The sequence below is a fragment of the Bacteroides sp. Ga6A2 genome, from assembly GCF_000702225.1.
Lineage (GTDB): Bacteria > Bacteroidota > Bacteroidia > Bacteroidales > Bacteroidaceae > Ga6A1.
Map to the genome: position 1 here is coordinate 105944 of NZ_JNKX01000007.1, position 22304 is coordinate 128247.

The 22304-nt window shown below is 42.1% G+C and carries 15 protein-coding genes, 1 tRNA gene and 1 pseudogene; all 17 read right to left on the reverse strand.

Annotation, left to right across the window (positions count from 1 at the left end; translation table 11 throughout):
* Positions 1-247: 247 nt before the first annotated feature.
* A complete protein-coding gene (locus tag T538_RS0101335; protein WP_031535410.1) occupies positions 248-1204 on the reverse strand; it encodes a glycosyltransferase family 2 protein in 957 nt (318 codons plus the stop codon).
* A gap of 87 nt (positions 1205-1291) precedes the next feature.
* Positions 1292-2119: a WecB/TagA/CpsF family glycosyltransferase gene (locus T538_RS0101340; RefSeq protein ID WP_081835040.1), complete on the reverse strand. Its 828-nt coding sequence runs from the start codon at positions 2117-2119 to the stop codon at positions 1292-1294.
* Between the two features lie 31 nt (positions 2120-2150).
* Positions 2151-3227 carry a glycosyltransferase family 4 protein gene (locus T538_RS0101345; RefSeq protein ID WP_031535414.1) on the reverse strand — a complete coding sequence of 359 codons (1077 nt, stop codon included), beginning with the start codon at positions 3225-3227 and terminating at the stop codon, positions 2151-2153.
* A 12-nt stretch (positions 3228-3239) separates the two neighbouring features.
* Positions 3240-4376, reverse strand: coding sequence for a polysaccharide pyruvyl transferase family protein (locus T538_RS0101350; protein WP_031535415.1), 1137 nt, complete (start codon positions 4374-4376; stop codon positions 3240-3242).
* A gap of 12 nt (positions 4377-4388) precedes the next feature.
* Positions 4389-5402 (reverse strand): Coenzyme F420 hydrogenase/dehydrogenase, beta subunit C-terminal domain, encoded by a 1014-nt coding sequence (locus T538_RS0101355; RefSeq protein WP_231497047.1) that lies wholly within the window; start codon positions 5400-5402, stop codon positions 4389-4391.
* Between the two features lie 12 nt (positions 5403-5414).
* A pseudogene (locus T538_RS19185) lies at positions 5415-5576 on the reverse strand (4Fe-4S binding protein); the annotation flags it as partial.
* Positions 5573-6682, reverse strand: a complete 1110-nt coding sequence (locus tag T538_RS0101360; protein ID WP_031535417.1) for a glycosyltransferase — start codon at positions 6680-6682, stop codon at positions 5573-5575. The pseudogene T538_RS19185 and the gene T538_RS0101360, both read right to left, overlap by 4 nt.
* Positions 6683-6701: 19 nt before the next feature.
* Complete coding sequence (locus T538_RS0101365) at positions 6702-7688, reverse strand: beta-1,6-N-acetylglucosaminyltransferase (RefSeq protein WP_031540737.1); 987 nt, start codon at positions 7686-7688, stop codon at positions 6702-6704.
* Entirely contained in the window at positions 7651-8595 is a 945-nt protein-coding gene (locus T538_RS0101370; RefSeq protein WP_031535419.1) for a glycosyltransferase family 8 protein, read from the reverse strand. Before T538_RS0101370 ends, T538_RS0101365 begins: the two co-directional genes overlap by 38 nt.
* A 1-nt stretch (position 8596) precedes the next feature.
* Positions 8597-9844: an O-antigen ligase family protein gene (locus tag T538_RS0101375; RefSeq protein WP_155992937.1), complete on the reverse strand. Its 1248-nt coding sequence runs from the start codon at positions 9842-9844 to the stop codon at positions 8597-8599.
* Positions 9845-9940: 96 nt separating this feature from the next.
* Complete coding sequence (locus T538_RS0101380) at positions 9941-11074, reverse strand: polysaccharide pyruvyl transferase family protein (RefSeq protein ID WP_031535421.1); 1134 nt, start codon at positions 11072-11074, stop codon at positions 9941-9943.
* On the reverse strand, positions 11071-12270 hold the full coding sequence (locus T538_RS0101385) for a Coenzyme F420 hydrogenase/dehydrogenase, beta subunit C-terminal domain (RefSeq protein ID WP_031535422.1): 1200 nt from the start codon (positions 12268-12270) through the stop codon (positions 11071-11073). The genes T538_RS0101380 and T538_RS0101385 overlap by 4 nt, the downstream gene beginning before the upstream one ends.
* Positions 12271-12290: 20 nt before the next feature.
* Positions 12291-13250: a glycosyltransferase family 2 protein gene (locus T538_RS17485; protein WP_051655792.1), complete on the reverse strand. Its 960-nt coding sequence runs from the start codon at positions 13248-13250 to the stop codon at positions 12291-12293.
* Positions 13250-14797: a lipopolysaccharide biosynthesis protein gene (locus T538_RS0101395; protein WP_031535426.1), complete on the reverse strand. Its 1548-nt coding sequence runs from the start codon at positions 14795-14797 to the stop codon at positions 13250-13252. The genes T538_RS17485 and T538_RS0101395 overlap by 1 nt, the downstream gene beginning before the upstream one ends.
* Before the next feature lie 246 nt (positions 14798-15043).
* Positions 15044-15116, reverse strand: a tRNA-Phe gene (locus tag T538_RS0101400).
* 111 nt (positions 15117-15227) lie between these two features.
* Positions 15228-17549 (reverse strand): translocation and assembly module lipoprotein TamL, encoded by a 2322-nt coding sequence (locus T538_RS0101405; protein ID WP_031535428.1) that lies wholly within the window; start codon positions 17547-17549, stop codon positions 15228-15230.
* A 6-nt stretch (positions 17550-17555) separates the two neighbouring features.
* Positions 17556-22253: a translocation/assembly module TamB domain-containing protein gene (locus T538_RS0101410; protein WP_051655794.1), complete on the reverse strand. Its 4698-nt coding sequence runs from the start codon at positions 22251-22253 to the stop codon at positions 17556-17558.
* Positions 22254-22304: the final 51 nt, after the last annotated feature.

Below are 22304 nucleotides of genomic sequence, written 5' to 3' on the forward strand. Positions count from 1 at the left end.
ATGGGAACAATAATATCAAAATAAGGGAAGTATGTTCTTTTCACGTACTTATAAAAAGCGACATAATAAAAAAACATCACCTCTAGTTATTCTTATTATGCAAAAATACAGAGAAAAAATGACAAAAACAAAAAAAACTCCTAACTTTTACCACAAGGCAAGATTGGAAAATTTATTCAATATTCAAAAAAAAAGAACTTACTCGTTTTTGTGTCATAAGCAATTTTTTGCTTATGACACAAAAATATTATTTGTCATGCATAAGAATACGTTCGATATTAAATCTTGGACGATCCTTAACTTCGACATAAATCTTGCCGATATACTCGCCCACTATTCCCAATCCAAGGAGAATACTGCCCGAGCAGAACCATATAGAAAGCATCAGAGATGTCCAGCCCTGCACTACATGTCCCATGAACAGTGAATACATCACAAAACAAAAAATGCCAAATGCTATAATCAAGAATATAATTCCAAAATACAGCACAAAATGAACTGGCTTGACAGAGAAACTGGTGATGCCGTCGAAGGCAAAGCTTATCATTTTCTTGAGCGGATACTTGCTCTCGCCGGCAAAGCGCTCTGCCCTGTCGTAATAAACGCAATCGGTCTTGTAACCGATGGTTGGAACCATTCCGCGAAGGAAAAGATTGCGCTCTCTGTAAAGCAAAAGCTGCCGTAATGCTCTCTGGCTCATCAGACGGTAGTCGGCATGGTTGTAGACCGATTTCACACCCATTGACTTCATTACAGAATAGAAGCCCAACGCCGTAGTGCGCTTGAACCATGTATCTGTCTTTCTGCTCTGACGAACGCCGTAAACGATGTCGCAGCCGTCATAATACTTCACAACCATCTCGCGGATGGCATTCACATCATCCTGAAGGTCAGCATCGATAGAGATTGCCATGTCGCAGTTTTCAACGGCACTCGACAGACCGGCAACGAGGGCATTCTGATGACCGACGTTTCCTGCCAGATTAACTCCGTTTACATACTTGTTCGACTCGTGCAACTCGCTGATAATGTTCCATGTATTGTCGGTACTTCCGTCGTTTACATACAGAATGTAACTGTTTGCCGAAACGAGTTCGTCCTTAACCAAAGCATCCAGCACTTGTGTAAGGCGCGAGGTGGTTTCGTGAAGCACAAGTTCTTCCTTATAGCATGGTACAACTATTGCTAATCTATGTTTATCCATTGTTTTTCTGCAACATTTTCATAAAATAAAGATTTTACAAAGATAGTGAACAAATCTGTTTTATGTGACATAAACAGAAAAAATAATTCACTTTCGTTTAAATCCTTTTCGGATACGACGCAAGAAATGCTTGCGCTTAGACGGAGCGAATACCCTTTTTTCCTTTTTACGGAAAGGATCATGATATATGCCAGCCAATTGCTTGCCAAAATAATACAAAAACTGAACGTCGCTAACAAAATAGCGCCGGAACAAGCGCTTTGGCTCTTTAAAGAAGCGGTAAAGCCACTCCATTGCGTATTTTCTCCATCTTTCTGGTGCACGTTTCAGAGTGCCAGCCTCAAAATCGATAGTGGCTCCGAGTGCCATGAAGAGTTTTACATTTGGCATACTGTCGCGATACCTTATTATCCACTTCTCCTGCTTTGGAGCTCCAACACCTACAAGAAGTACATTAGCACCACTCTCGTTTACGATTCGCACCAAATCCTTGCATTCCTCCTCATTCTTCTCAAAGCCGAATGAAGGAGAATGCGCTCCGACCACAATCTCTCTCCCTACTCTCTTGTTGATACGTTCCATTGCCTTGGCAGCAATGCCCTCTTTTGCTCCTAGCAGAAATATCTTACACTCCTCATCATCCTTATGATACATATAATAAGATGTGAAGAAACTAGAACCAGGGATTACTTCCCTGACAGAGCGTCTGAGCAAGCGACTAAACAGACCAAGAATCTTGCTGTCACACACCACCCACTCCGACTTTTTGTACACATCGTAGAAATCCTTGTCTTTCTGAAGTTTTACCATGTGATCAATGTTCGGAGTGACAAGAACACCCTCTTCAAGATTTTCCAAAAGTTCCCGTCTAGTTATATTCTGAATATCAACATTTAAGATTTTTACAGTCTTCATCAGAATTATAGTATTATTGTTCAAATTATATTTAGTCCGCCAACACTTGTTTATATATATTCTCCAAGTTGTGGAATACTTTTTCAGGGAAAAATGCCTGTACTACATTATAAGCGCACTCTCCATGCTTTTTGATTGCAGTCTGATTCTCTACATAAAACTTTATTGCACCAGCAATAGCATTTATGTCTCCAGGCTGTACAATAATGCCGTTCTCGTCATTTTTAACAATCTCTGGAATCCCACCGACTGGAGTTGAAATAACAGGATGCCCGTATGCCATAGCCTCTAGAATTGCAATAGGCAACCCTTCGTTGTACGACGGTAGAATATATACATCCTCCCAGTTCAGGCAATCGATTTTTCTTTGCCCCTTAATCCAACCTTCGTACGACACAAAAGACTCCAGGCCATTTTTTCGAATATATGATTTGATGTCTCCGTCCACCTCGTTGCCTCCAATCCGAAGGATTAGTTTATCTGCAAAATAAGCCTTGTTATCAGCAACGGCATTTAACAAATCAAAAACTCCCTTACGATTACTTACTTCTCCTAGATACAAAAGATGGAGTCTGCCATCATTTGTTTTTTTGTAAGAACAATGTTGAGGAGGAGAAACGATATTGTTAAGCACATGAATCTTATCCTTCTCCATCCCTATTGATGAAAAGAAATCCTTCCACGACTGTGACAAGACAATCAGGCAGTCACACATCCTAAGAGTTGCCACAATGTCCTGCTTGTGAGATGCCCCTTCGTAATACTCAACAAAATCAGCGGCATGTTCGTGCAGAATTACCTTTTTTCCGTACTTTTTAGCCATGTGGATAAACATTCGGCATCTGTCGAACGAGGCATTTGCAGCCCCGTGAATGTGAACAATACTTATGCGCTTGTCGAACTTCAGTAGCAACCATGTTCTGACCAAAGCCTGCACTGCATAACACAATTTCACAAACTTACTGCCAAGTTTCCATGTAGGAATGAATCGCATATTCTCGATATATTTGTCATACGAAACAAGAACCGCCGTCATTCCGCCTTTTGTCTTTTTTGATACTCCCAAAAAGAGTACCCGTGAAGAAATATCATTATGGATATAAAACATTTTTAAGAGAATCTAGATTGTCGTTACATTCAGATATTCCAGATATGTTTTCTCGTTTTTGCGCAAAATCTCATCTATTCTTTCCTCATCAAATACATTCTTTACGTCCTGAAAACTTTGCCACACATCAGACAATCCTTCCTCCGAATCCAAAACACCTAAGAAGGCTTGCGGGTATAATCCGAAATCCTTTAACAATGAAACGTGCTTGCTCTCACCATATTCTGTCATAAATTCCTTACCCGACTTTACATAAATCAACGCAGGAGTGTGGTTCTTCATACAGAACACGCCGTCGTGGAAACGATGAGTTATAACAAAAGACACATATTTATATAATCCGACTTGCTCCAAAGGCGACATATCAATAAGGACAATGTCGCTCCAAGACACGCCACGGTTTGTTACCATCGTATAGCCTCGCCTCTTCAAGTCTTTCGCCACATCATCAAGCCAATAATCATCGCTGAAGAACTGTACGAATACCGATTTTTCTGGTATCGAAACGCCCTTGTTGCTTAAATAGGAATCTATATATGAATAGTCAATCTGATAAGTAAATGTCGGATCGGGGATGTATTCAATCTTCTTGTCATCATCAAGTACACGCTTGAAAAGTGCCATCGTAACGCGATCTCTCACTCCAACATGAGCGAATTGGCCGGCTGCTATCTTCAAGTCATTTTGCCGTTTTTTTGACAATTTATCAAAGACAACATTTTTTGCAGACGCGGCAATAAGTACTTTCTTTGCATTTACATTTTTCAGCCAATATGCAGAAATGCCATCATAGTCGCTTGGCACATGATCTAACTCAAGCAAAGTGTCGGCTCCGACATAGATGACATCATAATGACGAGAATTTATGTAATTCAAAGCAGCCTCAACATTATTTATAATAATATCATTAGCAACCTGCAACTGCTGTGCCGTAAAATCACGATATTTCTTAAATCGCTTGATATCGTAAAAGATGTTTTTCAACGAATAGGTCTTATAAGGCTTTCTTCTCGGTTTAAAACCATGAAACGGAATTATCTCGACCTCATCGTTTGGATATGCCTTCTGCAAAGCCTGAAGAGTGGCAAACGCCTGCATGCTCGTACCACAATTCAAGTCGCCGTAATATGTTAATAAGCCTACTTTCATGTTTATCAATATTTATTTTTCAGATAGATGCCTGATGATATTGTTCAGCCTTATCTTTATGTAAACATTTACAATCTTCCTATATATACAATTATATGCCTTCAGCAAGATGAAGATTGGATTTTTGGAACTGCATCCATACATACCACAGAGTGTTTTGTATGACAGATGCTTAAAATTCCATGCCAGCAAGATTCTTTGCAAACGGTAATTATTCATTGTTTTGCCTACAACACAACGATAATTGTATCTTATGAAATTCCAATCTGTTGTTCTCTTTGTAATATCCTGCCTATTCTGCAATAATTCGTCTCCTTTGGGAGTATGAACAATAGCAACCGACTTCTGCTTTTTCTCGGTCTTGGCGGCCTCCCATAAATCTCCTATCGTGATATCCGACAGACGCTCCACTCCACAGAAACGGCAATCTCCGCAACTGTAACGATTTGTCAACCCAGAAAAGAAGCCCATAAGAGGCAGATTATTATATGACAAATCCTCAATTTCATCATGTTGATTCTTACATAAAAGGGTATATTTACCTTTTTTTCTGAAACCTACGACTTGCTTGAATCTCCTTTCATTTTCCAAGTACTTTCCTAACAGAAAAGATGATGGAACACCGCCACATATCATATCAACAATATACAACAGATTGCGATTCTTGTTGTTGCTAAAGTAAGAATACATTGCAGCCCCTTGACATCCCATTCCACAAAACAAGACTTTCTTTCCCTGCTTCAGCAAAGAAGATATTTCTTTATACGCTCCTTCAAGCGAGCTCTGCAGATACTTAGAGCCCTGCATTCGGGAAATATCGCCCAAGTCATTGCTTACTATATGTTTTACAGAGTTTGAATCAAAAACTGCTCCACATACATATCCACCATCGCTTATGAACTGGGTGGCAATAGCCGCAAAAGCTCCACCAGATGTGGATTTTGCATACAAATCATCGTTTGTGCAAATAACAGAATACGGTTGTGAGTGACTTACGACATTTGAAGAATATTCTATTCCGTTCATCACCGGGCACACTTTCTTGCATTTGTGACAGGATATACATTTTTTGCTATCCTTAGCCACATACAAATGCCCGTCTTCAGCAGTATAAACCGAAAGAGCATTATGGCTGCAAGAATCAACACACGCACAACAGCCCGTACAATGCCTCTCGTCCGCCAACATGAGCAAACTCATAGATTATCAATATAATGTTTATACTTGCTTATGATTGACTTTAAAGAAAAATTCTCGTCAACAAACTGCTGCTCGTTGCTTCTTATTTCGTCATAGACAATATTATGATTCTTTATTATCCACTCCATCTTCAAAGCAAGGGCATTTTCGTCCTGACTCTTAAACTGAAAGCCTGTTTTTCCGTCTATGACAAACTCAGCGAACTGATTGATATCCGAACAAAGAACAGGAAGGTTATAACGGAAAGCTACAGTTATTGCTCCGCTTTGGGCTATATCCTGATATGGCATGACGAAATAGTCGCTATCGCCAAACAAATTAGCCACGTTCTCGTTTGGAATTCTTCGGATATCCAATTCATATCTGTCTGGACATTCTATCAGTGGAGCATATTTTTCTTCCCAGTCGTTACAAGAACCAGCAATCTTCACGACAAAATTGTCGATGCCCTTATTATTAAGAATATTGACAGCCTTCAGCAACAAGTCAATACGCTTGTATCTGACAATATTTCCAAAGACCAAAAATCTTATCTTTTCGCTCTTTGTCCTTGCAACCGGCTCTCCATAATCTTTTAGTGCCAAATGCGCAACCAATACGTTCTTCCTGCGATATTTCCCGACCAGGGCATTATATTGGTTTACCGAAAATGTTTGGATATTCTTAAATGTAGAAAGCCATATATGTGTATAGAACTTAGCAAATCGCTCATTGCTTGCTCCCTTTGGGGTTACAACGTTATGACAAGCGGCAATGGTTTTCTTTTTCGGGAAAATCAATTTATAGAAGAATACTCCGAATGGCAAAGCGTACTCAGATGTATAGTATACATCCGGCTTAACTTTTCTTGCCTTCAGCATGAAATTAACGACAAAGAAAAGATTTTTAAGAGAACGTATCCGATGAATCTGCCACATATATGAAATATGCACGCTTTTGTTCTCTCCAAGTGTTTCTTCTATATATTTTTTTGTATTTTCTCCGTCTTTCGAATTTAAGATGACAAACCAATATATATCATAAACATTCTGCAACTCCTTTATTATCGGCAAATCAACATCTACATAGCATAATGGAGTTATCCACGAAATTTTTTTATTTTTCATCACATTTCAGTTTTTCGCATCACAAACTCTGTCCTTTCATTCGCTCTTCCAGCAAAGTAATCAATTTTTCAGAAATAACTGGATGAACTTTTCGACAGAAAAGGGCACCACTTTCAATTATCTCATCATATTCTTCTTCGTTTAAGGTTAAAGGAGAATGCTTACCTTTGCGACCAGGCACAACCTTTTTCCAATTTATATATCTTAGTGAATTGTCCGATACGATGTTCAGTTCCTCCATCGAATTATAAAGGAGCGTGAAGAATATCAACTCATCGCTACATGATGTATGATGAAATCTTTTGAAAAACGACGGATTACGCTCCTCTTCATTCAGTACGAATTCTGTTACGGTTCTGTGCCATGAGAACCACTGCCATCCGCCACACAAATTGGGAATGTCAGTTCTCCACCATATTCGCCTACTTATAAAATTCAAACCTCTTACCAATAAATCTACCAAATGTATATTTCTGTTCGGAATATCGTTAAAGAACCAAGGTTTTACCCGTGAAGGATATTTATGCTTTATAAAATCTTTTCTGCATTCCTCAGAATCCATATACATATAAGAATAGCCATTGTGCTCAACGAAGAATTTGTCAAATTCCTCATTTCCCCTGCATGGAAAATCCTGACCGCTTATAAGATGGCAATAGTCCATTCCATTTTTCGTTGCCAAGCGCAGAAGCCTCATGGTACATTCAACAAGAGTATAGCCACCATGAGCAACTTCCATACGTTCATCTCCAGTAAGAAAGAATACATTTTCCCGATTCGCGTATTTTTGCATAAAGCTACCTCCATCAACATCTTTTCGGTCTATATTGATGAAAAAGTAATGATTAGGACTTGACAATACATCAATTATCCTGCCAAGATGATCAAGATATGAATGAGCTAAAATCAAGAAGCCATGTCTCAACATAATATATGTATTTTTATTTATTTGCGTAGATGTTTTTACTTCAACTGTTTTTGTGTAATCCGCGTCTGAATCTTCCATATCCCAAGAACTGAGGCTTAATGAAATACTCTACAAGTTCAAAAAGCGTAGGCCATTTGTAGTTCACCTTCTTATACGGAGTCATTTTCAGACATTTTATAAAATCCGTTCTATAAGGATGAACACATATCATCTCCCATGGCTTTGGTCTGTATGCAAAATGCACAACGGCAGGGTCGCTTATCGTTTCGTCAATATTCTCTTTGTATATCCTTGCTATGCGGTCGTCCTTTGACATAAAAAACTGATAGAAAAAGCCATTGGTACAGTTCCAAGTGCATGGCAGAAGCTTCGTCTTGCCGCCACAAACCACATTCAGTACATCCTGATCGTGGTTTACGATTTTATCAGCATCCGTGTGCAAAAAGGCCATACATTTTTCATAGATTCCATCTCGCCGCCATTTCTCCAAATTTATGAGCAGAACGCCGGCATTAAAGTATCCCTGCGACTGCGGAATGTTAAGTCTGACGAACGAGCCATTGTTTATCGGAGCATCGTTGGTATGATAAACAGCTCCAAGATAATAGTCGGAAATATCCTCATCGAACAGAGGTTTTAGGCTATGTCTTACGACAATATCGCAGTCCAGATAAATCAATTTTTCTACCGTACTTGGCAAAAGCAGAGGCAGAAACAATCTGAAGTATGTCGATATTTTTATATGACTGACACCTTCGCCAGCATCCGGCATTGGAAAATCCTTGAACAAACCTTTATCTACATAAACAATCTTCAAGTTTCCGCCCATCTGGCGTGTCATCTCCGACAGTTTGTCTGAATTATTTTTGTCGAGGTCGTCTGACAGCAGAAAGAAACTTACGTTCTTGTCATTTCTGAGAACCGATGCTATCACCTCGGCTGCGAATGGAGCAAAATTATTATCGCAAGCTAAAGCTATATTCATATCATTCTACTTGAATAAAAATCTCGTTATTATTTGCATTATGCCTTGCATCACACAACAATTTCATAAACAATCCGGCAAAGAGCATTGTTACCTGCCAGGAAGCTTGTGGACGCGAAGAAAAAAGGAAAAATATTTCGAAAACCGTAAGCACAAACCCAAGGATTGCGTATTCCGAACGTTTTTGAGTAAAATATCCCTTCATGAAAAAATGCAACATTGACAAAAAGAAGAAAATGGCCATCAGGCTATATATCAAGCCATAGTCTATGGCAAGATAAAACTGATATCCTTCGGCACCAAACAATCCACCCATATATGCCATCTTTATTACTCCAGTCTCGGTTATAAGATTGTCGGTGAAACCAACTCCATGTCCAAAAAACGGCGCTGTAGAACCAATGGCAGCAGCAACCTCCCACTGAGATTCGCGCAACTCTACGGAACTTCCGCTCGTATTCTGTCCGCCAGTAAGAAAGATATCGATAACACTATTAACAGCTTTTCCAATCATGCTCGTTTCCGGAAGATTATCCATTGCTATGAAGAATATCGGAATGCCATAAAGCAGAATCTTCATCATCTTTGTCTTGCTGTACAAAGCATAATAGACTGCCAGCGAAATTATAAGGATTACAAAAGGGGCTCGTGTTGCCGTGAAAAAAATAACCAACAGCAACAATGGAAGTAAGATACGCTTTACAAGCGACCTTTTCTCAAAATGATTTATCAGCAGAAAAAGAGCAACATTCTGAATTCCAAAAATATTAGGCGAAAAGACCGTACCTGTATTTCTGAAACTTCGTTCCGCTTCCGGGTCAAACGCATAAAAAACATCACTTTGAGTAAAACACGCAGATATATAGTTTTCATGCAATATCTGTATGGAAAACGCTATCAATATTAGTAGAACGGCCATACGTTCAAGAACGTGAATGGCTTTTTCCCAATCCCACTTTTGAGGACACAAAACAAAGCCTGCAAACACTATTGCAAAAGTACGAAGAAACTCCTGAATTTCAGCATACAATGACTGTCCGAAACCTTGCCAGTCGTAAAAAAGCGGATGAGCCAGATGAAACAAAAATATACAAAGAGTGATGCCCTTCAATGGATAGTCATTCCAAATCTGTTTTAAACTTTTTGTCCGCCACGCATCAAGCAGAACCAAAAAGCAATAAAAGAAACTGTTGTTTGGAACAATTTTTATACTAAGAAAGGGGTGCAAGAAGGCAAATCCTGCAAACATCCACAAGAATTTTGTCTGCTTATCTTTTTTCGATAACAAAATTACCGATATGTAGATATGCAGACAAGCCTCAAATATGAATATAAGACTACCCATTTAAAGCAATGAATTCTCCAAGAAGTCGACAGACTTGTTTCTGTTTTTACTTAAGCAATCGTTTACCTTCGTCCAACAAATTGGAGCGATGTCGAAGACTGTTTCAGGATTCAGTCTGCCCTTTAAATCAACCATTTCGAGAACATCATTTATTCTCGATGCCGTTTTATTTTTTATGATGCTGAAAAACGGAACATTGAACAGCAGAGAGAATGCCGTGGCATGGAACGAATTAGTTACAACGAACGATGCCTTGCTGAACAGTTCTACAAACTCAGAAGGACCGGCATCAGTGATTCTGATATCGGCATAAGTTATCTTTGCATATTCCTCTACACTGACAATCTTCAGATTCTTTTCCTTTGCCACCGCCAGAGCACATTTCTTGATTTCTGCGTTCAGTGAACTTAAATTGTAGACAAGAAGATAGTCCTTAAAATCATATTTGTGCGATGCAACCTCAAGCCACTGCTTTTTATCCAACAAGAATACCGGATCAAGAACTTGAATTGCATTCTTGATTCCAAGATCGTCCAAAATTGCAAGGCCAGTCTTTTCACGGACAGAGATGCTGCTGAACTTTTCCAACTGCTCCTTGATCCTCGGCTTATCAATATCCTCTAACTTGGACAGCCCGAAACTTGCAGCATAAGAAATGCGCTTTCCGTCGGCAAACATCAGAAAGAATGACGCATCGCGCCCGTTTTGGAATGAGGTATTCCAAATCTGGTCGCTTCCAGCAATAAAGACATCGGCCTTAAAGTCTGCATTCTGCAACTCACCGAATGTCTTAAAATGTCTGTCAGTCAACCTCAAGAAATTATCCTTAAAACTGTCGAAAGCCTTTTTTCGTCCCCACTTGCTGCAAATAAAGCAAATTTGCCGCCTGCTTTCAGACATTTTATATAGCGTATCCACAAATGGAATTCTGCCTCTGAACTTGTATAGTTTTGAAACTGCCGGCATATTATAGGTGCTCCACTTTAACTTGTAAGACTTATCCATATACTCGGGCAGATAATCTATAATCTCGACATCATGATTCTGGCACGCAAGATAATGTTGCAATGCATAGGCCTGCAAAGATGCTCCATAATTATAGACATCGTGGCAAGTTATTGTGTAAATTTTCATTTGCTGATTTTTAGTATTCTTAGAATTTTTCTGAATCGGCATTTCCATCTCTTTCTTAAAAAATCTCTTTTGACATACTTATAGGCATCTTTTATATCCTTCTGCGGATTTAAGAGAGAGTTAAGCACAACGTTAAAATGACGCGAACGCTTTGCACAAGCCTTCATCTGAAACTCAGCCACAACATCAAACGGATGCTCTACCAACTCACAGTTACACTGTTTCAGCAGTTCATTACCTTTCGGAGTAAAAGTAACAACTGCACTGACCCCATCCTTATTGTCCTTGTAAGTCTTGCCCCACAAGTCGCCAATACGGATATCGGCAGAGGAATTCTTGTACTTGTACTTACAATTATCGTAGCATTGTTTTCCCAAGCAACAGTCGGAAAGAAAGAAACCATAAAACATGTCACCTTTTGACATCTGTGAGTTGAAAAAGCCTCTTTCACCCTTTACCAACAAATTATAACTATCATGCCAATCAACAGAAGTACCATGCATTTCTCCGCCTAAGCCCATTGCCCAAGAATCGTGCCAGCCATTCCGTTTGTTACGCCATGATGCGTATGTTATCTTGCCAACCTTCTTTTCTGCCCACTTTATATATTTCTGCCAAACATGCATTGAAGGCACACCGTGACAGAAAAAATCGAGAAGGACAAAGTTTTCCTCACAACGGAACTTCTGGATATATCGGCGGAAAGAGTCTATCTGGCAAGGCGTTCCTGTAACCAGATACTTCTCCTTTCGGTTTATTGCCTTGAAACCATCAACCGTATAACTCTGAATATACTTGCTGCCAGCACTTTGAACAAGTTCTCTTATATCAGATGCTATATAATGTTCTGCACGATTGTTGTCTGCATTGTATCTTACTCCACAAACCTTGTAACCGCGATTAAGAAGAAGTGCACCAACCTCAAAACCTACACCTCCAGATGAGCACCTTCTGCGAACTAACTTGTCGTTGCTCCATGCTGCATACGATTGCCTACCAACATCTTTCAACGACAAATCGTCATGCAGATATGCACAAACCTCGGTACACAGGCCACAGTCTGTACACTTACTCTCATCTGAAATATACGGCTCGTAGAAACCTTCGTTATTAAGTTTTATCTCAATAACATTTCGAGCACATGCGGTTGCACACACACCGCAACCGTAACAGTTGTGAACTTCCTTTATATTCATTACTTCTTGATCTATAGTATTTAGTAGCCTTTTCGACCAAACATAAATGCTAATAAATTCTCTATATAATACTTTAAAATAAGGAAAATCAATTTTCTCCTTCTTCCAAACGCCAGAAACTTGAGACAGCAAAACCTCAATGCCTTTACCCTGTTTGCAAGAAGTACGTGTTGACTGTCTGTTAAAATCCTTCTATTCTTTAAAAGAAATGTAACATAAGTTCCGTATATCAGTCCATCATGCAGATAAATAAAGTCCTTGTTCCTAATTATACCATCAATATGATATATGTTTTCTTCTATGACACACAATTTATTTGTTATTGAACCTTCAACCTGTGTCATAGCAGATCCATCTCTAATTACGTACATATATTTTCCTACCTCAGAAAAGCCATAAAGATTGACCCTTTGCATCAAAACAGTCTGAAACATAAAATCCTCGCCAATGGATATGGAAGTATCAAAGCGACAATCTCCAACAAGTGTTCTCTTAAAAATTTTATCCCACAATGCATTGTTGCGTTTATTAAGAAAAAAACGACAAAGCGAGTCTCTATCTTTCAATACACATCCATCACGAAGAGGCAGAGGTATTTCCGTCTGCTCACTCTTTTTTAATATAGTGTAGCTTTTTTGAACAATATCACAATTACGCAGACTTTCTGGTATTGTAAGATAATCGGGATCAACAAAATCATCGCTATCCACAAATGCAATCCATGTACCTACAGCAATGTCCAGACCAACATTTCTGGCAGAACTCACTCCACCATTAATCTTGTTGATTAGCCTAAATCGCGAATCCTCATCAGCATATCTTTCACACAAAGCCTCACTATTATCGGTGGAACCATCATTTACCAATATACATTCCCAGTCTGTGAAATTCTGCGCCTTAATACTGTCAAGACAACGTACAAGGTACTTCTCTGCATTATATATAGGGATTATAATAGATATTTCCGGCATGTATTTCATTATGATTTATGAACGAATCTGTCTTTGATTTTCGCTATTCTACCACGCATAAACTCTCTTTCTGAACGATTACAACCGATAAAATATGTACTTACAAGGACTGAGAATAAACATATAATAACAGAAAGTATTCTATATGAAAAAGACTTTGATTCACTTAGGTAACACAACGCGAAAGGCAGAATAACAGAGCAAACTGAAGATAATAGCACTCTACCTAAAACCTCTTTTAAATATGTAGAATAAAGCATATTTATCATTGGTAATACAATCCAAACTCTGATGCCCTGAGCCAGAATCTCTGTGAACAGATAAACCATTATCACCTGAACAGGGTTGATATGGAAATATTTCAACAGAAGATACGCCATTGGCAAGATTAGAAGCATCGCCGTCCCCTCCCAGATTTGGAACTTTCTAATATCACCAGTTGCATGCACAGCAGTAATAAGCGGATGTGCAAGCGATCTGACCATGCAAGTTAGAAGCATGACAATTACAATCTCGCCCGTATAAACAGGAACGACCGTAAGCCACAAATCAAGAATGAAATCGATATTAAAAAATATCGGAAGCGAAAGCAAGAACAACAGATAATAAGAGAATTTAGAACTTGCCAATATCAATGAGTGCAGACTATTAAAATCGCCTGTTGCATAAGATTTTGTTATCTGAGGTCTTACGGCCATCACAAAATTTGTACAAAAAGAATAGACCTTTGTCTGCACCTGAACCGCAATGCCTCTTGCAGCATTAACCGCCGTACCAAAGAACATATTTAACAGCAAATTCAATCCCTGCGTAGCTCCTAACAGGGCAAGATTTCCATTCATGTTCCATACAGAAAAGCCCACCATCTCCTTTAAAAGCGGCTTGTCGAATTTAAATTCGACCTTTGCGTCAGGAAAATGTTTGTTGCAATATCTTGTGTAACAAAACCGTACAAGAAGCTGAACCGACAATATCAAAACAGCATAGAAAATCAACTTATCTATTGCCGAATACATCACGACAAACACAATCAGCAACTTCAGCACAACTTCGATTATTGATATATATGCAAAGGCCGACATTCGTTCTTCTGCTATGATGTAAGCATTATACGGTACGCTCATAATCATAATTATTGTTGCGAATATCGTGGCTTGATATACCCAGTGAGCAGCAAACATTCTGGATTCTGGAATCACAAGTTTGTGGTACAAGAACCACAATCCGACAGTTTCAGCCAAGAGCAAGAATATGACAGCTACCGCAATCTGAATAAAAATACTGTTGCTGAAAACCTTCCGGATCTCCACGCTGTCCTTCTTTCCAATTGCAATGGTCAAGAAACGCTGAGTACACGATGCCATTGAACCATTTATGAATCCGAACATCTCTATCAGACCACCAACAACATTATATATACCAAAATCTTCTACGCCCAATGTCTTTAAAACAATTCGACTGGTATAAAGTGAGATAGCCATCATCAAAAACATTCGGAAATACAACAAAAGCGTATTCTTGGCTATTCGTTTGTTATTATCAGATACCTCAGACATAAATTCCTTGTGCTAAAACATATTTGACAGAAATAAAAGGGGGACTCCACTATTTTACATCAATAATGGAGAAACATTAATTTACCATAAAAACAAAAGAGGAGGGCATACACTTTTTTCCATGTACTTATTAAAGCGACACCTATCCAAAAGACAATACTACCATCCCCTAAAAAAATTCTTCTAAAAACCAACTCTCTTTCATCAAAAAAAGGCTAAAGAATTAGATTCTTTAGCCTTTCAAAGTGGTGCCACCAGGAATCGAACCGGGGACACAAGGATTTTCAGTCCTTTGCTCTACCAACTGAGCTATGGCACCTTGCTGTTTTGCGGGTGCAAAGATATGTAAAAAAAACTATTCTGCAAAATTTTCCAACGAAATCTTAACATATAACCGTAAAAAAACTTTCATTGCATAGGTTATACGCTGTTAGAACGGATAACCTATGGCGAAGTGGAAGTTAGTCATATCCTTTAGTTTACGAATGTTGAAGTAGCCGCTCTTGCCTGTATCATATGGTGCATGAAGGCCGAAACCAAGATCAAGGCGGATGACAAGGAACTCCATATCATAGCGGAGACCGAAGCCAGCATCGGTCGCAATCTGGTCGAGAAGATTGCTTCCGCTGAACTTTGAGCCGGGACGCTCGGAGTCGCTGCGGATAGCCCAAATGTTTCCGGCATCGAAAAACAGAGCGCCGTAAAGACTTCCAACGATGTTTGGACGCCATTCGAGATTCATCTCAAGTTTGATGTCGCCAGTCTGGTCGATGTACGAATACTTGTTTCGCGTTGCCGGATGGAAACTTCCCGGTCCGAGAGTACGAACCGTGAATCCGCGGAGACTGTTGGCTCCTCCGGTGTAGAATTGCTGACTATATGGTGCTTCGAAACTGTTTCCGTAGGCATAGATAATTCCACCGTAGAGTCGGAATACAAACTTGTCTTTGTCGCTCAGATTCCATGTGCGGCGGGCATCGCTCGTAATCTTAATATACTGGGCATAAGGATTATTGAAAAGCGTCTTGCCCTGTCGTGAATACGAATCGCCCTTGCACAGACGAACTGTCGAGATAATATTTCCAGCCTCAGCAATGGTGTTTTCCCAATAGAAATGCTTGCTGCGGTGAGTCTTGCACGCATCGTCGTATGTGTAAGTATAACTCATCTCAGGAATGAGTTGGTCTTTCATACTCATTGCCAAAGCCGGATTGGCGGCTGTGATGGCATCGAACTGCTCGGTTGTTGAGACGAGGCGGTTAAACACAAGGCTGAACGGTGTGAAAGTATGCTTTCGCGTTCTGCTCTGCGTAAAACTGAATTTTACGCCGCCACCGAACGACAGCATCTTGAAGAAGCCTGCACGATTCAGCATATTTGCGTGAATCTCGTAACTTGTCGTTCCCGGATAAGTGAAATGACGGCGCATGTATCTTCTGAATCCCGGAACCATAAGTCGCGGATAGTCGAGTTGGATTTTTCCACCAAACTCGTACGAATTGATGCGGTCGGCGCCCTGTCCGTCAACATCCTGAGTCTGCCATTCGTATGAGCCGTTCACCCTGAACGAAAGCCGCTCGCCGCCTCTGAAAACGTTTCGCTTGGTTACGCCGAGCTCGAATCCCGGACCAACCTGCCCATTGCTCTTCTGAACAACATTAAGGTTGAGGTCGCCGTCGAGGAGTTTATCCATCGTGGCATTAACAACGAGATTCATAGTGTCGCACGATTCGAGCGTGTCGGTTGGCTCGCACTTGAACTCGAGCGAACTGAAAATGCCGAGTCCGTTGATGTGCTGCATCGCCGCGTTCTGCTTCTCTTCTGAATACAACTCACCTTTCTTTATATTAAGGTTGCGGTTGAGAACGCCCATTCGCAAAGGCGATTTCTTTCCCGAGAATTTTACGATTGTTCCGCTTCGGCGCGACTTCAGACTGTCAGAAAGCACATCGCGGGCATTTTTTTTCAGATTGATTTTCACGTTTCCAATATACCACGGATGCTGGGCGTTCTGCGGAAGGAACGGAATCGGCTCGATTTTCATCTGCACCGAATCTTTTTTCATAACCGTGTCGGCACGATAAGCGATGTAGTCGGGACGGAAATAGTAATATCCGTTGTTGCGCAGAAGCGTTGCTATTCGCGTGCGTTCCTCGTCGAGACTCAAAACGCTGAAAGCCTCACCCTTCTGTAGCACGCGCTCCTTTTCGGTTGCCTTTATAAGACTGTCGGCCGTATTTGGGAACGGACGATATTCTATTGAGTCGAGACAATAGAGCGGTCCGAATCTCACGATATAATCGATTTTTGCCTTCCGCTCGCTCGTCTTAATGATGTCGTAGTCAACCTTTCCGCGGAAATATCCCCAGTTGTGAAGAGTGTTTGTGGCAACGAGCGCACGCGTCTTCGGAACGACATTCGAGATGTAAGTTGGCGATGTGGCGAAAGCGTTGAACATCCATTTTCCGAACAATGTGTTCTGATGATTTACCCACGCATTGTATGTCCACAGACCGATGCGCAGTGGCGAGCGCAACGACGAACTTCCCATCAGCGAGCCGTTTGGAGCGTATGCCAGGGCGGCATCAAGTTCTATCATCATCTCGTCGTAGTGCGGACCACTTCCCTTGTCCTCGTACTTAATCTTTCGGATTCCGGTATAGAGGGTTTCATTCTCGGCAATATTCTTTGTCTCCGAACATGCCGTGAAACCAATCATTACCATTATTATATATATATAATATTTCTTCATTGTCGTTTATTTTTTCTCGGCTTCATTCTGTTCCTCTTCCTTCTTTATTGCAGCTGGCTTCGGCTCTTCAGAGGCTGAAGGCTCGTTTCGCCGCATCTGCTGAGAGCCGTTTGGCTGCTGACGCTGAGGCATCGGAGCGTTCTTCTTTGTGTTCTTGAAGATGAACAACTCGCTGAACTTATCCATCTTCTTGCGGAGCACAAGACCCGCGCCATTCTCGGTCAACTGACCTTCGAGCATGTTGTCGTAAACCTGGTCGTGGAACAGACGGACGACTCGCGTGCCCGAATTGTCGAGACGATACTCGATAGCCACATCGTCGATGAACGACTGTCCGGCATCGGTATTGTTGTCAGACGAGATTTTTCCGCCGATCACGATGCTCACGCGGTTATTCCAGAATCGTTTTGCAAAGCGGAACGAATAGTCGGTGTGCATCTGTCCGTCGGCTCCGGTATGGTCTTCCATTCCGAGGCTGATATCCATTGTCTGCAAGGCGTTGCCGGCAATGTTGTTTATCTCGCTCTGCAAGAAACTGTTCATCGCATTGCTCATAGAGAAGTTGCTGTTGTTGCCCTCGGCAAGATAGAGTCCGGTTGCAAGCATTGACACAGCCAGCTTTCCGCGCTGCGCACTCGTCATGGCATTAAGTTCGTTCTGAACGGCATTATCTTCGGGAGCGGCAAGAGTAAACTCGAGTCCCATGTTTTCGAGGGTGTTTGTAACCTTTACGCCCACATCGAAGGCTACCGAACGAGGTGTCTCGCCATCGGTAACCGTCGCCTTTACTCGCTCGGTTGCCATAAAGTAGAGGGTTGGATTGAACACATCGCCCGTCCACTCAATGTAACTACCGTTCTGGATGGTGAACGTCTTGAGCGGAATTACCGGAAGAGCATATTTCATCTCGCCGTTGTTCAGCGTGTAGCGTCCTGTAAGTATCATCTGTCCTTGCGGAGTGTACTGGAACACGAGGTTTCCGCCGCCTTCGAGATTGATGTAACTCTGGCGGTCGGCACTAATGTCGCACTTAATCTGCGCGCCTTGCTCCATCTGGATGTTCAGAAGCATGTCCATACCAAAGATTGTGGCATCTTCCTCGATAATCTTCTTGCCCGAATTTGTGTCGCTGAAATCCTCGAACACAACCAAGTCGGCAAGTCGGTCTTCGACGGTGAGAGGCGTGTCGCGAAGAACGTATGTTACATCGGTATTTCCCTGAACATTGAGATATCCGCGGACAACGAGGTCGTTTATAACGCCTTTAACCGAACAGAAGAAATCTACAACCACCTTGCCGTAGACCATCGAATTGATGTTTCGCTTGGCACTTACGAGAGTGAAGTTTCGTGCTCCCATTCGCATGTTTACGCGAATCTTGTCGGTACGCACAAAGTTGATGTCACCGTTAATCTTAAACGGATTCTTGTCGAACGAATATACATTGAAGTCTTCGAACTTCATAACGCTGTTCTCGATTTTCACCGGTGTATCGTCGAACTTGAAGTTGAAACCGTACAATGCCGATGACAAGGTTGCCTTGTTCAGTTCGACAGAGCCGTTTACAATCGGGCGGTTCAGGTTTCCGGTTATATCGAGCGAGCCGCCGCATGTGCCATCGAACGCGCACATGTGGTCGGGAATGAATCCGTTTACGATACTGAGCGGGAACTTGTAGAAACGGGCCGTCAGATCAAGGTCGCCAGCCTCGGTGTTGTAGTAAGTTCCCTTGACTGTGGCAACCTCAACGCCGTCCTTCATCATTCTGCCGTCAACATAATGTCCGTCCTCGCCTTTTGGCAGATAAACGAATTCGGCGCCGATGTTTCCGATAGGACATTCTTCGTATGTCATATTATGCACGTCGATATCGCTTGCCACAGAGAAATCGGTCTCGCTGTTGACCATTGCGTGGAACGAGCCGTTGAAATCGCCAGTTACATAAGGGCAATACGGAATTGACGAGGTGATGTCGCCGAGTTGCAAATGACTGACATCGAGCGTCAAATCTTGCCAATATTCGCTGTCGGGCGTTGAATAGAGTTTCAGACCGGTTCCGTCATCGGCAAGGAGTTCGACTTTGGCATCGACATGATATCTTTCTCCTGAAATGAGGATGAAGTTATCGTCGTTCAGTTTAAACTCGCGATATCCGAGCGTCGGGTGCGACGGATAGAAGTTTATCAGATAGCCGTTCTCTACTACCCCAACCTGCGCGCCAAGTTTTATAGCGAGTTTGTCTTTGTCGTCGTAGAGTGCCACGAGGGCTTTTGCTCCGTTCTCTACCATCTCGCCATCGAGTTTCGCCTTGAAAACAAACTGCTTGTTCTTCGGACCGTTTTCGACAAGTCCGCGGAACTTGATGCTCGTTGTGTCTTGCGAAACCACAAGGCGCACAGTATCAATCTGCATACTGTCGGCATCTATCGAGTAGATGTGCATCTTGCCGTTCAAACCCTTTTCTGGCGAAGTATTCATTCTAATTCTGAAATCACCGAAACTGTAGCCGTTGATAGCCAGCAGGTTCGAAACCGGATTATTGTTACCCATCTCTAGTTTCAAGTCCATCAGAGGCATTGCGCGGCGAAGTTCGTTTTGGTCGATACGCTTCTTTTCGAGTTGGTCGCTGATAATCTCGCCGAGTTTCATACATTGGTCCGAAAGAGCCATCAATCCGCCGCCGACGTGCATTCCGAGTTTCATGTCGCCCGAAGAAGCCGAAGCATAAGTTGTGTCGGCATCGGCGTAGGCATTTAAAATGAAATCTTGCGGATAGTACGATGTTTTTTCGGTATTGATGTACATATCGTTTACCGAAGCCTGAAGTTGATACATGTCCTTCATGTCGGTAGAAGCACTGGCTTTCAGTTTCATTCCGGCATCGAGAGGGTCTTCGACAACATCCATTGCAAGGAAATCGACTTTTCGCAAATCAACGTCCATATCTGCCGATACGAAATCTTTCTTCAAATCGCCCTCGGCATTGGCTTTCATGGCGATGAGTTTGTTGTCAGTATCGGCCGAAACCTTGTAATGATTGTTGGCGTATGTTGCGTTGAAATCTATCTTGTCGAGATGATATTTGTCGTAGTGCAACTTACTGATGTGCGCCTTTGCCTCGGCATGAGTGGCAGCCGAATAAACGTCCGTGCCCTTTCCGCGAGCCTCAACGTTGCCCGAGAAGGTGTACATCGCCTCTTTTGGCATGAAGTGATGAACGTTTATGTCCTTTATGTCGAGATTTGCTGTGTACGATTCGCTCTTGCCGTTATAAAGTGCATCGAAGGTGGCTCTTCCGCCGCCCTCGGTAAACACGCCCTTGGCATTATACGATTCGGTGGCCATATCGGCGGTGGCATGGGCATCGAGCGTCATGCCGTCGGGCAGATTGTAGTCGCCCATCACGTCGGGCATAATGGCTGAAATCCATTTCAGATTTCCGGTCGTCGCCGTCATCTCGGCATCGGCATACATTTTTTCAGGCTCCATCACATTTCTGATGTGAGCCTTTCCCTTTGCCTCCAAGCAGCCTTTCATGTTGGCATAGAAGCCCGTGATGTCCATTGCATCGGCATTTCCGTCAACATTTGCACGAAGGTTGAACGGCACGTTTGGATAATGCCGCGCCACGTTTTCAGGCAGATTCTCGCCTGCCAATGTTATGACATCCTGCTTTCCGAGGCTTGCCCTGAAGCGCGCGTACATTCTGCCTCCCGAACCCTTCTCGAACGAATTCAGGTCGAAGTCGACTATGGCATCGCCGTACGAATCGGGCGTGCGGAACATCGCCTCGGACAGGTGGATTGATGTTGAATCCATCCAGAACTTGCACATGAGCGAACCCATCTTCAGTCCCGAACGCTCGCTGAACGAGCATCGCGAAACATTCAGAGCCGTGCGGCGCGGATTGTATTCTATCGAATCGACCTGAAGGTTTATCTTGTCTAACTGAATATGCTCGGGATCGAAGCCTCGCTTAGGCTCGCCGGCAGCACTTTTGTATGTCAATCCTCCATCGGCAAGCATTACTTTGTTTATAGTGTAGAGAGTGTCTTTCAGATTCAGGATGCCGTCGGTCATATTGGCATCGGCCAGATTGGCTGTCACCTCGAAGAGTGAGTCGCTCACCATCGTGAGCCTCATCCTAACGTTCTCTACCTTAACTTTCTCGAGCATCACCTTCCAGTATGTTGGCTCTGAAGTAGCGGTATCTTCGGGCAGAGTATCGTTTATGCACACATCGAGATAGGCATCTTTCATGTTTGCCTGAGTAATGACAGCCGTTTCGGGTTCGAGTTCAATGCCGTGGCTGTTCATGTACAGATAGTCGATGTGTCCCTTAACTCGGGCTGCCTCGACCATCTCCTTGGTGTTAAGTTTTACGCCTTTTATCTCAACGGCATCAATCTCAACCTTGTTTTTGAACAAAGGCAGAAGCTGCACGTCTATTCGCATATCATCGACCTTGAAAAGCGTGTCGGTATTCTCAACAATATCAACGCGCTTTACCTTCAAATCAAGAGGAAACCCGAGATTAACCCGACCAATCGAGATTTTCATTCCGGTGGCCTCGCTTGCGTAGTCAGAGGCTATGCCAACCACCAGATTCTGAACGGGAGGAAGATATAGCAGCAAGGTAACTATAAGGAATAATACAAACGGACTTGCCAATATTATTGCACTCCATTTTATATATTTATTCATAGATTATTTTCATTTATAAATGTATAAATGCAAAGAAAACATTTTTTTAGG